Origin of the sequence: Pseudomonas frederiksbergensis, from assembly GCF_003732705.1 — a bacterium.
GTDB classification, from domain to species: domain Bacteria; phylum Pseudomonadota; class Gammaproteobacteria; order Pseudomonadales; family Pseudomonadaceae; genus Aquipseudomonas; species Aquipseudomonas frederiksbergensis_F.
Genome location: NZ_MOBR01000044.1, coordinates 49,876 through 61,621 on the forward strand (window position 1 = coordinate 49,876; position 11,746 = coordinate 61,621).

Annotated in this window: 9 protein-coding genes; 4 read left to right on the top strand and 5 right to left on the bottom strand. The window is 59.7% G+C overall.

What is annotated here, in order from left to right; translation table 11 throughout:
* Positions 1 to 43: 43 nt before the first annotated feature.
* From BK667_RS31590 to BK667_RS31610, 5 genes are read right to left on the bottom strand one after another with little or no spacing between them, the layout of a single operon-like run.
* A complete protein-coding gene (locus tag BK667_RS31590; protein ID WP_123599949.1) occupies positions 44 to 1,450 on the bottom strand; it encodes an ATP-binding protein in 1,407 nt (468 codons plus the stop codon).
* A complete protein-coding gene (locus tag BK667_RS31595; RefSeq protein WP_123509421.1) occupies positions 1,447 to 3,258 on the bottom strand; it encodes a DAHL domain-containing sensor histidine kinase in 1,812 nt (603 codons plus the stop codon). Before BK667_RS31595 ends, BK667_RS31590 begins: the two co-directional genes overlap by 4 nt.
* Positions 3,255 to 4,214 carry a cytochrome-c peroxidase gene (locus BK667_RS31600; protein WP_123599950.1) on the bottom strand — a complete coding sequence of 320 codons (960 nt, stop codon included), beginning with the start codon at positions 4,212 to 4,214 and terminating at the stop codon, positions 3,255 to 3,257. Before BK667_RS31600 ends, BK667_RS31595 begins: the two co-directional genes overlap by 4 nt.
* 44 nt (positions 4,215 to 4,258) lie before the next feature.
* Positions 4,259 to 6,133 carry a putative bifunctional diguanylate cyclase/phosphodiesterase gene (locus tag BK667_RS31605; RefSeq protein WP_123599951.1) on the bottom strand — a complete coding sequence of 625 codons (1,875 nt, stop codon included), beginning with the start codon at positions 6,131 to 6,133 and terminating at the stop codon, positions 4,259 to 4,261.
* Positions 6,130 to 8,436: a putative bifunctional diguanylate cyclase/phosphodiesterase gene (locus BK667_RS31610; RefSeq protein WP_123509424.1), complete on the bottom strand. Its 2,307-nt coding sequence runs from the start codon at positions 8,434 to 8,436 to the stop codon at positions 6,130 to 6,132. The genes BK667_RS31605 and BK667_RS31610 overlap by 4 nt, the downstream gene beginning before the upstream one ends.
* 258 nt (positions 8,437 to 8,694) lie before the next feature.
* Here BK667_RS31610 and nosR point away from each other — a divergent pair, with 258 nt between their 5' ends.
* Genes nosR through BK667_RS31630 form a run of 4 tightly spaced genes read left to right on the top strand, consistent with a single transcriptional unit; the run spans position 8,695 to position 11,670 of the window.
* On the top strand, positions 8,695 to 10,065 hold the full coding sequence (nosR, locus tag BK667_RS31615; protein WP_123599952.1) for a response regulator c-di-GMP phosphodiesterase, NosR family: 1,371 nt from the start codon (positions 8,695 to 8,697) through the stop codon (positions 10,063 to 10,065).
* A gap of 19 nt (positions 10,066 to 10,084) precedes the next feature.
* Positions 10,085 to 10,507 carry an NUDIX hydrolase gene (locus BK667_RS31620; protein WP_123515146.1) on the top strand — a complete coding sequence of 141 codons (423 nt, stop codon included), beginning with the start codon at positions 10,085 to 10,087 and terminating at the stop codon, positions 10,505 to 10,507.
* Between the two features lie 24 nt (positions 10,508 to 10,531).
* The gene (locus tag BK667_RS31625) at positions 10,532 to 11,170 is read left to right on the top strand and encodes a LysE family translocator (RefSeq protein WP_123515144.1); all 639 of its coding nucleotides are present in this window, start codon (positions 10,532 to 10,534) and stop codon (positions 11,168 to 11,170) included.
* A 2-nt stretch (positions 11,171 to 11,172) separates the two neighbouring features.
* Positions 11,173 to 11,670, top strand: a complete 498-nt coding sequence (locus BK667_RS31630) for a GNAT family N-acetyltransferase (protein WP_123599953.1) — start codon at positions 11,173 to 11,175, stop codon at positions 11,668 to 11,670.
* Positions 11,671 to 11,746: the final 76 nt, after the last annotated feature.

Here is an 11,746-nt window from a genome sequence, read left to right on the forward strand (position 1 = left end):
ACACCGCGATCGCGAGCAAGCTTTGCTCCTACAGGGGGGGTGGTTAGCTCGCTAGTTTGGTCTGGTGGACGGGCAACTCAACCCTGAAGGTCGTGCCCGTCCCGACGACGCTGCGCACCGAAATCTCGCCATGATGCTTTTTCACGATCCCGTACGACAGTGACAACCCCAGCCCGGTGCCCTGGCCAATCGGTTTGGTGGTGAAGAACGGGTCGAAGATTTTCTGCAGCGTCTGCGGTTCAATGCCCGAGCCCGTGTCGGCGACTTCGATCCACACCGTTTCGCCTTCAAGCCCGGTGCTGAGGGTGATGGTGCCCCGTTCCGTGCCGATCGCCTGGGACGCGTTGACGATCAGGTTCATGATCACCTGATTGATTTGCGAGGGCAGGCACTCGATTTCCGGCAGCACCTGATATTGCTTCACCACATCGGCTTTGTACTTGAGTTCATTGGCCACGATGTTCAGGGTCGATTCGATGCCCTGTTGCAGATTGGCCCACTGCCATTCCTGGTTGGAGTCCACCCGGGAAAAGTCCTTCAAATCCTTGACGATCTGCCCGACCCGGCTGATGCCGTCCTTGGATTCCTTGATCAGCAGCGGAATGTCCTCGCGCAGGAATTCCAGTTCGACCCGTTCGCGCAGCACATTCAAGCGCTCGATCACTTCGGGTGACGTAATCGCTTCTTCGGCACCCCGATAGGCGTCGAGCATTTCCTGCAATTGCTTGAAATAGCCGTCCAGGCAACCAAGGTTGGACGAAATGAACCCGATGGGGTTGTTGATTTCATGGGCGACGCCGGCCGCCAGTTGCCCCAGCGAGGCGAGTTTTTCCGATTGCACCAGTTGCGACTCAAGCTGTTTGCGCTCGTCGATTTCCCGTTGCAACTCCACGCTGGCTTCCTTGAACTGCCGGGTCCGGCGTTCGACCATCTGCCCCAAATGATCCACCTGCACACTGGCCCGTTCGGTCATGTCCCATTTGGTCAGCAGGGTGTTGGCCATCTGCTGGACTTCAATGTTGTCGAACGGTTTTTTCAGGATCAGCAGCCGGTCATGGGCCTGCAAGCGGTCCAGCAGTTCATCCCACGAATAATCGGAATAGGCGGTGCACACCACCACTTGCAGGCGCGGGTCTTCCTGCCACAGGTGTTCGATGGTTTGCGCACCGTCCCAGCCGTCGGGCATGCGCATGTCGACGAAGGCCATGGCGTAGGGGCGTTGTTCCTTCATGGCGAATTTGAGTTTGCCCAGGCCTTCCTGGCCGCCGAACGCCGAGTCCAGTTCGAACAGCGCACTGGCGGATTTCGCTTCGGCGCCGAACAGCGTGGCCTCCATCTCGTCCAGCTCCACGTGTTGTGGCGGTGTCGGGGTGAGGATCTTGCGGAAATCCACGTGAATGGACGGTGTGTCATCGATCAACAAAATGCGTCGATTCGAAGGACTGCTCATGCGTCACCTGCTACGGTTTTCAGGGGAATTTGCAGCGTGAATTGTGCACCCTTGCCTGGCCCGTCACTGTGGGCGGTGAGGTGGCCGTTCATCTCGATGGCGGCCAGGGCGCAACTGTGCAGGCCGAAACCATGGCCTTCCTTGCGGGTGGTAAACCCGTGGGCAAAGATGCGCGTCATGTTTTCCTCGGGGATGCCTTCGCCGTCATCCTTGACGCTGACTTGCAGAATCGTGTCGTCGACGATTTTGACCCCCAGGGTCATCTGCCGTGGACGGTCGCTGAGATCGGACATCGCGTATTTGGCGTTGCTGATCAGGTTGATCAGGATCAGCAGCAAGCGGTGTTTGTCCCCCATGACCCGGGGGACTTCGCTGTACTCCTTGACCACCGTGACATGGTGCCGGGTCAGGGCGCCGGAGTTCATGCGCAGCGCATCTTCCAGCAGTTCGCTGATGTGCACCGGTTCCATCAGGCTGTTGGCACCGGCATAGGATTGCTGGGTGGCGACGATGTCCTTGATGTGGTCCACGCTTTTGGTCAACTGCGCCAGTTCATCGGTCATGCCCTGTTGTTCGAGGGCGATGGCGTCCACCAGTTGATTGAGGTAGCCGGGCAGCATTTTGCCTTTGGCGTCTTCGCTCAGAAAACTGCCCAGATCTGTGGGGTGTTCGTTGATCAGCTGCATTGCCTTGCCCAGCCCCAGGGCCTTGCTACTGCGCAGTTTGCGGGTCACCAAGTCAGCGGAGATGTTCACGCTGTTGAGCACGTTGCCGACGTTGTGCAACACGTTGGTGGCGATCTCGGCCATGCCGGCCTGGCGCGCGGTGTCGAGCAGCTCACTCTGGGTGTCCTTGAGTTCCCGGGTGCGTTCTTCGACCCGCAGTTCCAGGTCGTCGTTGGCGGTTTGCAGCGCTTTGTTGACGCGACTGATCTCGGTGAAGCTGCGCATCAGCCGAATCGCCAGGTACACCAACACCAATACCAGCAGCACCGAAAACACCAGCATGTAGAAGTGATAGCGCTGATAGATCACGTCGGCCTGCTGCTGATCCTGGTTCAACAGGCTGGTGATGTCGTCCAGGCGTTCAGCCACGGGGATGGCTTCAATGTTTTCCAACAGGCGGTTGACGATCGGTTGCTCGCGCAGGATCAGCGCAATGTGATTGCTCAGGATATCGATGGGCTCATGGAACGCTTCCGGCAGCCGCAGTTTGTTGACTCCGAGTTTGTTCAGGCCCACCAGGATGTCGGCGGCTTTGTCGTCGGAGGTGACCTGGGCGAATTCCAGGGCGCTGAGCAGCAAGTCGTAGGTGTCGGTGGCGATGTTTTGCAATTGCAGTTGATCGCCATCCGCCACTTGGGTCAGGGGTTGCTGGATGTCGTCCTCGGCGGTGGGCAAGAACGCGAGTGAGTTGCGCAGCACCGCGTTATGGGACTTGAACTGTTCCACCAGGCGGGTCTTTTCCTGAATAGCGGCCAGGTACGCATCATGGCTGGTGTTCCAGGCGGGCGAGTCGTTGCGGCCATGGTTCGACTCCATGCTATCGAACCGTTCCCACAACTGGGTCATCTCGGTCAGGGGCGAGACCAGCGGATCGTAGTTATGGCTGAGGGCGACCCGGGCCTTGAGAATCTCGGTTTCCCACTGCGCGTTGAGTTGTTTCATCCGCGCAATCACGTCCCGGGACTCGGTGTAGGTCGAGGTCTGGTCGGAGCTGGATTTGAGGTACAGGAACAGCAGGATCGAGGCCAGGGCCAAGGCCACCAGACTTAGCAGCGCCAGGCTGCGACGACGGGACATTTTCATAAAGGCTTGCCCTCCCACTCACCAGTCAGGGTCTTGAGGAATTGTATGATCAGGGCCTTGTCATCGGTCGAGGGCACGCGGCCGAGCTGGAACTTGAACATCACATCCACGGCCTCTTCGAGGGTTTTCGCCGAGGCGTCGTGGAAGTACGGCCCGGTCACGGCGACGTTACGCAGGCTCGGGACCTTGAACACGTTGCGGTCCTCTTCGTCCTTGGTCACCAGGTAACGCCCAAGGTCGGTTTCGGTGGGGTTGCCGCGGGCCTGGAAGTAATCGCCCATGACCCCGAATTTCTGGAACATGTTGCCGCCGATGTTCACCCCTTGGTGGCAGGAAATGCAGCCGTAGTCCTTGAAGCGCTGATAACCGTATTTTTCTTCGAGGGTCAGGATGTCGGTATTGCCTTGCAGGTACTGATCGAAGCGCGAGTTGCTGCTGAGCAGCGTGCGTTCGTAACTGGCCAGGGCATTTTGCACATTGTTCATGGTGACGCCGTCCGGGTAGGCGTTGGCGAAGGCGGTTTTATAAGTCGGGTCGGTGCTCAGCGTCTGCACCACATGTTCCCAGTTACTGCCCATTTCGCTGGGGCTCTGCACCACTTCGTGGACCTGGGTTTCCAGGGTGTCGGCCCGGCCATTCCAGAACTGCCGGAAGTTCAGGGTGGCGTTGAATACGCTGGGGGTGTTGATGGCCAATGGTTGGCCGTTGAAGCCGATGGAAAACGGCTTGTTGTCGGCGCCGCCACCCTCCAGTCGATGGCAACTGGCACACGACAGGCTGTTGTTGACCGATAAGCGGGTTTCATTGAATAGCTGGCGACCGAGTTCGACCCGCAGGGGATTTTGCTGCGGCACGGCGGGTAACGGTTTGAGCGGCTCGTCCAGCGGGGCGCCACTGGCGGTCAGGCAGATCGCCAACACAAACACCGCTAGGGCAAAGGCAGGGTTAGGCGACATCGGATGATTCCTTGGCGGTTGGCCTGCGTGTCGTTGCGCGTTGCTCATGCCTGGGCTGAGGGCAGGGGTTTCACGGACATCAAATAATGTGCAAAAGCATCCGGCGCCACAGCTTTGCTGAAGTAATAACCCTGGCCTTCCTCGCAGTGGTGAGCCTTGAGGAAATCCAGCTGTTCGAGGGTTTCGATGCCTTCGGCGATAACGGTCAGCTTGAGGCTCTTGCCCAGGCTGATGATGGCGCTGACCAGGGCGGCGTCGCTGCTGTCACGGCTCAAGCCGCGAATGAATGACTGGTCGATTTTCAGCACATCGATGGGGAACCGGCGCAGGTAACTCAGGCTGGAATAACCGGTGCCGAAATCATCGATGGCCAGGCGCACGCCCAAGGCCTTGATCCGGTTCAGGGCGGTCACCGTGGCATCGACGTTCTGCATCAACACGCCTTCGGTGATTTCCAGCTCCAGCTGCGTCGGTTCCATCCCGGTCTGCTTGAGGATCAGCTCGATGCTCTCGACAAAGTCGCGCTGGCGGAAGTCGATGGCCGACACGTTCACCGAGATGCAAATGTTCGGCAATCCGGCGGTCTTCCAGATGCACGCCTGGCGACAGGCCTGGGCCATCACCCATTTGGTCAACGGCACAATCAAACCGCTGTCTTCGGCCACTGCGATGAAATCCGATGGATACACCCAGCCTTGTCCCGGTTTTTTCCAGCGGATCAACGCTTCGGCGCCGACCACCTGGCCATTGCTCAGGTCCATTTTCGGTTGGTAATGCAGCACGAATTCGTTGCGTTCCAGAGCCAGGCGAATACCCGACTCAATGCTCTGCTGCTCCCGGGCGCGCTGGTTCATTTCATCGATGAAAAAACTGTAATCGTTGGGGCCGTTTTCCTTGACGTTGCGCATCGCCGTTTCGGCTTTCTTGATCAGTACGATGGCGTCCAGACCGTCCTCGGGGTAGATGCTGATCCCCAGGCTGGCGGTCACGCTCAGGTCGTGGCCGGCAATGTGTTGCGGTGCGCGGATGGCATTCAAGAGTTTTTCGGCGATGCCCTTGGTCTGCTGCGGGTGGCGCACATCGGCCAGGATCACCACGAATTCGTCAGAGCCGTAGCGAAACACCGAGTCGGATTCGCGCACCGTGGACACCAGGCTCTGGCCGACCCGTTTGAGCATCTCGTCGCCGGCCGGATGCCCCAGGGCATTGTTAATGCGCTTGAAGCGGTCCAGCCCGAGAAACATCACCGCCAGTTGTTTGTCATGACGGCGGGACAAGGCCAGGGATTGATTCAGGCGATCGCCCAGCAAGGTGCTGTTGGGCAATTCGGTGAGGATGTCGTACTGCAACAGGTGCGACACCTTGAGCAGCTCATGCACCCGGGCCTCGATGGTCTGCTCCAGGCTCAGTACTTTCATCGCCGCGTCCTGGGCCATCTGCCATTTCCAGGTCAGGGCGCTGGCCATCTGGCGGATTTCCAGGCTGTCGAAGGGTTTTTTCAGCACCAACAATTGGTCACCGAATTCGAGCCGTTCGGCCATGGCTTCCCAGCTGTAGTCCGAATACGCGGTGCACAGGGCGATTTGCAGGCTGGGATCGGCCTTCCACAACTCTTCGATGGTTTCCAGCCCATCCCAACCTGGTGGCATGCGCATGTCGGTAAACGCCAGGGCATAAGGGCGACCTTCGGCCCGGGCACGCTTGACCAGTTCCAGCGCTTCCTGGCCCTGGTACGCGGAGTCGAGCTGAAAGGTCAGCCGGTCCGGTTGCAGGGTGCCGAACAGCGCTTCTTCAGTGCCGGCCAGGGACTGTTCCTCTTCTGCGTCGGGGTCGAGGATTTTGCGGAAATCCAGATGGATCGACGGTGTGTCGTCGATGATCAGGATGCGCCGGTTGGTCCGCACGAAGGGTGTCTTCATCCGTTGTCCTCCGTGGACCGCGGCAAGTTGCCCAAGGCTGGGCCGGTTTCGCTGCCCGAGGGCACAATGCTCCCGGCTTTCAGCAGTTCGGCGGCTTGTTGGCTGCTGACCGCTTTGCTGAAGAAATACCCTTGGGCGTTCATCGGCGAACCTGTGGCCATCAGCGAACTGCGTTGCTCCTGGGTTTCGACACCTTCGGCAATGATTCCGATCCCTACGTCACGGGCGAAATTGATAATCGCGCGCAATGTATTCGCGCTCGCCGGGTCCTGGGCGGCAGTGTCAATAAAGGCCTGGGCGAGTTTCAGGTGGTTGACCTGATAGGTCTTGAGGTAATCGAACGACGAATATTCAGTGCCGAAGTCGTCGATGGCGATCTTCACCCCCAACTCCCGCAGGCGCGGCAGCACATCGTTGTGGGTCCATTTGGTCTGGGCCAGGGTCGCTTCGGTGACGTCGAAGCGCAGGTCCCACGGGCACAGCTCCCAGCGTGCGGTGGTGCGCAGCACGTCATAAATCAGTTCGGGACCACTCTTGAGCTGGGCCAGGGACAGCTTGATCGCAATCACCGGCGGCGCCATGTCCTCGTCACGCCACTGACGCATCTGCCGGCAGGCCTGGTCCAGCACCCAGTGACCGAGGGCGACAATGGTCCCGGTTTTTTCCGCCGCCGGGAGGAACGCCGGGCCTTCAAGCAAGCCGCGAGTGGGGTGGTTCCAGCTGACCTGGGCTTCCATGCCGAGGATCTTGCCGGTGCTCAGGTCGACTTCCGGCCAGTAATTCAGTTCCAGCTCTTCGTGCTCGATGGCGGATTTCAGGTCGCTGGCGATGGTCATGCGCTCGACCACCTCCTGATTGATCTCCTCGGAATGGAAGTGGTACTGGTTGCGGCCCTGCTCTTTGGAGCGATACAGCGCCATGTCGGCCTGGGTCAACAGGCTGTCGGCACTGAGGATGTCCGGGGTGCAACTGCTGATACCGATGCTGACCGAGGCCCGCACATCGTTGCCGTCCAGGGAGTAGGGCAGTACCAGCGAATCGCGAACCTTGGCCGCCAGCGCCGCAGACTGGGTCGGGTCGTTGACATCGAGTTGCAAGATCGCGAATTCATCACCACCGAGGCGTGCGACCACGTCGTTTTCGCGCACGCAGGCCTTGATCCGCCGCGCGACCTCTTGCAGCAACAGGTCGCCCACCGGGTGGCCGAGGGTGTCGTTGATGCGTTTGAAGTGATCCAGGTCCAGGTAAAAAATCGCGAACGCGGTGGCGCCCCGACGATTGGCCGCGAACGCCTGGTGCAACCGCTCGATCAGGGTCGCGCGGTTGGCCAGCCCGGTCAGCCCGTCGGTGCGGGCCAGCAAGGCGATTTTCTCTTCGGCGAGCCGGCGTTCAGTGATGTCGAGGATGATGCCTTCGACTTCCAGCAACCGACCTTCAGCGTCCCGCACCGGGATGTAGCGGTTTTCCACCCAGCGCCACGCGCCGTCGCCAGTGCGCATACGAAACTCGATGGACGCCCCCTGCGCATGCCGGTCCAGCACCCGTTCCATCGCACTGTCGACTTTCGCCAGGTCGTCCGGGTGAATCAGCTCCTTGGACCAATTGGCCGAGGCCACCAGTTTGGCCGCGATGTGCCCGTATTTGGTGATGTTGTGGGAAATGTACATCAGCGGGAACGACGGTTCGCCCCGCAGCCGATACAGAATCGTCGGGCTGTTCTGCACGATGATGTTGGCGTCGGACAGCTCCAGGGTGCGCGCTTCCACCGCTTGTTCGAGCAGGGACATCTTCAGTTCGGCGTCTTCGGTCATTTGCCATTTGGCGGTGAGCGCGCTGGCCATCTGGCGGATTTCGATGGCATCGAAGGGTTTTTTCAGGATCAGCAGGCGATCGCCCAGTTCCAGGCGTTCGTCGATGTCTTCCCAGGAATAGTCGGAATAGGCCGTGCACAGCGCCACTTGCAGCTTGGGGTCGACCTGCCACAGCCGTTCGATGGTTTCCAGGCCGTCCCAGCCCGGAGGCATGCGCATGTCAATAAAAGCCATGGCGTAGGGCATGTCGTTGGCCAGTGCCGTTTCGACCATGTTCAGGGCTTCAAGACCCTGAAACGCCGATTCGAGGGTGAAACTTTGCAGTGTGATAGCCGCCGTCGATCCGAAAAGGGCTCTTTCGGTGCTGTCCAGATCGTGGTCCTCGATGGTCTGAGGGCTGAGGATCTTCGCGAAATCCTGATGGATCGAAGCTGTATCGTCGACGATGAGGATGCGCCGGTTAACCCGTGCAAGCAGCGCATTCATAGGCATACGCCCCGGGCGACAGCGGTTCGAAACGGTCTGTTCATAGGGGCATCCTTTTCCCTGATCACCTGGCCGAACGGTCACAGAATGTGGATCCGAGTCAGCTCAGCATAGTCCTTTGTCTGGAGTTCGCTTGGGGGATTGGAATGAATGAGTTGAGGGCAGTGTCTGAAAATCATCTAGCCTGTAGATCAGGCTCCGACAAGAGTGGATGTTTGTCGTCGCCTGACACAGCGGTAGACCCGTTTTACTCGAGGTGACGCCATGGAAGAGCAACTCCCCACGACTTTGACCGATAGACCCAAGGTGTTGCTGGTCGACGACGAGGAATCAATCCTCAGCAGCCTGCGTCGTCTGTTGCGCGGCCAGCCCTACGACGTATTGTTGGCGACCAGCGGTGCCCAGGCCCTGGAAATCATGGCGCAACAGCCCATCGATCTGGTGATGAGCGACGCGCGCATGCCCAATATGGATGGCGCCACGTTGCTGGCTCACATCCATCAGCTGTACCCGACGACCACGCGCATCCTGCTGACCGGCTACGCCGACCTGCCGACGATCATCAAGGCGATCAACGACGGGCAGATCCACCGTTACATCAGCAAACCCTGGAACGACGAAGAACTGCTCCTGACCTTGCGTCAGGCGCTGGAACATCATCATTCCGAGCACGAACGCCGGCGCCTGGTGCAGTTGACCCGCCAACAGAACGACCAGTTGAAAACCCTCAACTCGACCCTGGAAAAACACGTCGCGGCGCGCACTTCCGAGCTGCAACAGACCGCCGACATGCTCGACCTGGCCTATGAAGAGCTCAAACACAGCTATGTCACCGGCACCGAAGTGTTCTCGTTGCTGGCCAATTTGCGTCTGCCGCCGGCCAAACAGACTAACCGCCAGATCATCGAACTGGTGCGGGTGTACTGCAAACTCCACGGCCTGGATGAGGGCACCAGCCGCGACCTGACCATGGCCGCCGCGCTCTACAACATCGGCAAGCTGAGCTGGACCGACAGCATGATGATCACGCCGTCGGACATGCTCCATCACATCGACCGCGACCGTTATCGCGAGTATCCGAAGCAGAGTGAGTCGCTGCTGATGACCCTCGACCCGATGAAGGACGCTGCACGGCTGATCCTGCATCACCAGGAACGCTGGGACGGCAGCGGCTTCCCCGACAGGCTCAAGGGCGAGGCGATTCCGTTCGGCGCGCGGTTGCTGAAACTGGCGGTGGACTTCATCGAATTGCAGCGCGGGTTGATCCTCGAACGGCAGATGAACAGTGACGAAGCGCTGGTGTATATCCGCAGCTATTCCGGGCGGCTCTACGATCCGGAGTTGGTGGAGGATTTCATTCAGGTCTGTGCCGCGTACCTCAGTGATGTGACGCTGGCCGACCCGTCGGTCAAAGTGCTGACCACCCGGGACCTGGCGCCGGGCATGATCCTGGCGCGCAACCTCAATGCCGACAACGGCATGCTGCTGCTCAATGCCGGCAAGGTGCTGAACGGTCCGCTGGTGGACAAGTTAATTGCCTTTGAAACCATGGAAGGCGCCAAGTACAGCGTCTTCGTGAAAATCCCTGAAGAAGTCGAAGCCTTGCTCCTACAGGTTATGCTTTTGGCCTTTTGACCTAGGCCAATCCAGATCCATGTCCACGTCCCCTCGCATCATCCACATCGCCGCCGCCCTGTTGATCGGCCCCGACGGTCGCACCTTGCTGGTACGCAAGCGCGGCACCGAAGCCTTCATGCAACCGGGCGGCAAGATCGAAGCCCATGAGCTTCCCGTCCACGCCCTGGCCCGCGAGCTGGAAGAAGAACTGAACCTGGTCATCGATCCAGCGCAGGCCACTTACCTGGGGCATTTTTCGGCACCGGCCGCTAACGAGCCCGGATTTATCGTACGGGCCGAACTCTTTCTGCTGACCATCGACTCAGACGTCTCCCCGGCGGCCGAGATCGAAGAGGTACGCTGGATCGACCCGGCCACCGACGGCCATCTCACGCTGGCGCCATTGACACGGGATGTGATCCTGCCGTTTTATCGAGCCTCGCTGACCACGATCGCCTGATCAAGACACCAAGGACTGCCCCCCATGATCCCGCTTCAAGACTTGTTGATCTTTGCCGCCGCCGCATTGTTGATGGTGCTGACGCCGGGGCCGAACATGATCTACCTGATCTCCCGTTCGATCTGCCAGGGGCGCAAGGCCGGGGTGACTTCGTTGCTCGGTGTGGTGGCGGGGTTTTTCGTGCATTTGTTCGCCGCCGCGGCCGGTTTGACCGCGGTGTTCCTGGCGGTGCCGATGGCCTACGAAATACTGAAATGGGCGGGCGCCTTGTACTTGGTGTGGTTGGCCTGGCAAGCGGTCAAACCCGGCGCGCGTTCACCGTTCGAAGCGCAGCAGTTGCCGCCGGATTCCTCGCGCAAACTGATCACCATGGGCTTTCTCACCAGCGCCTTGAACCCGAAGATTGCGGTGTTCTACCTGTCGGTGTTCCCGCAATTCATCAGCCCGGAACATGGCTCGGTGTTTACCCAGAGCATCATTCTCGGTCTGACCCAGATCAGCGTGAGTTTTTGCGTCAACCTGCTGATTGCGCTGTTCGCCGCGGGCATTGCGTCGTGGTTCGTCAACAACCCGACCTGGCTGGCGGTGCAACGCTACTTCATGGGGTTCGTGCTGTCGGCATTGGCGGTGCGGCTGATGCTTGAACAACGCAGGACGGCGTGATCATGTGGATTGAACGCCTGGACGCCAGCCATGCCCTGGACTATCGGGCATTGATGCTCGAAGCCTATGACCTGCATCCGCAAGCCTTCACCTCCAGCGTGCGCGAACGCGCCGCGATGCCGCTGGGGTGGTGGGAATCACGGTTGACCAGCAAGCTGGACGTGGTGTTTGGCGCGTTCGTGGAAGGCCAGTTATCGGGCATCGTTGGCCTGGCCTTCGAACCCCGGGAAAAGGCCCGGCACAAGGCAACGCTGTTCGGCATGTACGTGTCCGGCAAGGTTCGTCAACACGGGCTCGGCTTTGCGCTGATGCAAGCGGCACTGGCAGAAGCGCAAGACCATCCGGGCCTGAAGCTGATCCAGTTGACCGTCACCGCGGGCAATGACGCAGCGTTCAAGTTGTATCAGCGTTGCGGCTTTATCCAGTACGGGCTGGAGCCGTTGGCGGTGCGAGTGGGCGAGGACTACTTCGACAAAATCCACATGTGGCGCGAACTCTAAAACCACCACAATGATCGTTCCCACGCTCTGCGTGGGAATGCCGCCCGGGACGCTCTGCGTCCCATCCAGAGCCGAA

Excerpts from the sequence above, each read along its gene's own strand:
- BK667_RS31590 (WP_123599949.1), bottom strand. The coding sequence starts at position 1,450 with ATGAGCAGTCCTTCGAATCGACGCATTTTGTTGATCGATGACACACCG.
- BK667_RS31595 (WP_123509421.1), bottom strand. The coding sequence starts at position 3,258 with ATGAAAATGTCCCGTCGTCGCAGCCTGGCGCTGCTAAGTCTGGTGGCC.
- BK667_RS31600 (WP_123599950.1), bottom strand. The coding sequence starts at position 4,214 with ATGTCGCCTAACCCTGCCTTTGCCCTAGCGGTGTTTGTGTTGGCGATC.
- BK667_RS31605 (WP_123599951.1), bottom strand. The coding sequence starts at position 6,133 with ATGAAGACACCCTTCGTGCGGACCAACCGGCGCATCCTGATCATCGAC.
- BK667_RS31610 (WP_123509424.1), bottom strand. The coding sequence starts at position 8,436 with ATGCCTATGAATGCGCTGCTTGCACGGGTTAACCGGCGCATCCTCATC.
- nosR (WP_123599952.1), top strand. The coding sequence starts at position 8,695 with ATGGAAGAGCAACTCCCCACGACTTTGACCGATAGACCCAAGGTGTTG.
- BK667_RS31620 (WP_123515146.1), top strand. The coding sequence starts at position 10,085 with ATGTCCACGTCCCCTCGCATCATCCACATCGCCGCCGCCCTGTTGATC.
- BK667_RS31625 (WP_123515144.1), top strand. The coding sequence starts at position 10,532 with ATGATCCCGCTTCAAGACTTGTTGATCTTTGCCGCCGCCGCATTGTTG.
- BK667_RS31630 (WP_123599953.1), top strand. The coding sequence starts at position 11,173 with ATGTGGATTGAACGCCTGGACGCCAGCCATGCCCTGGACTATCGGGCA.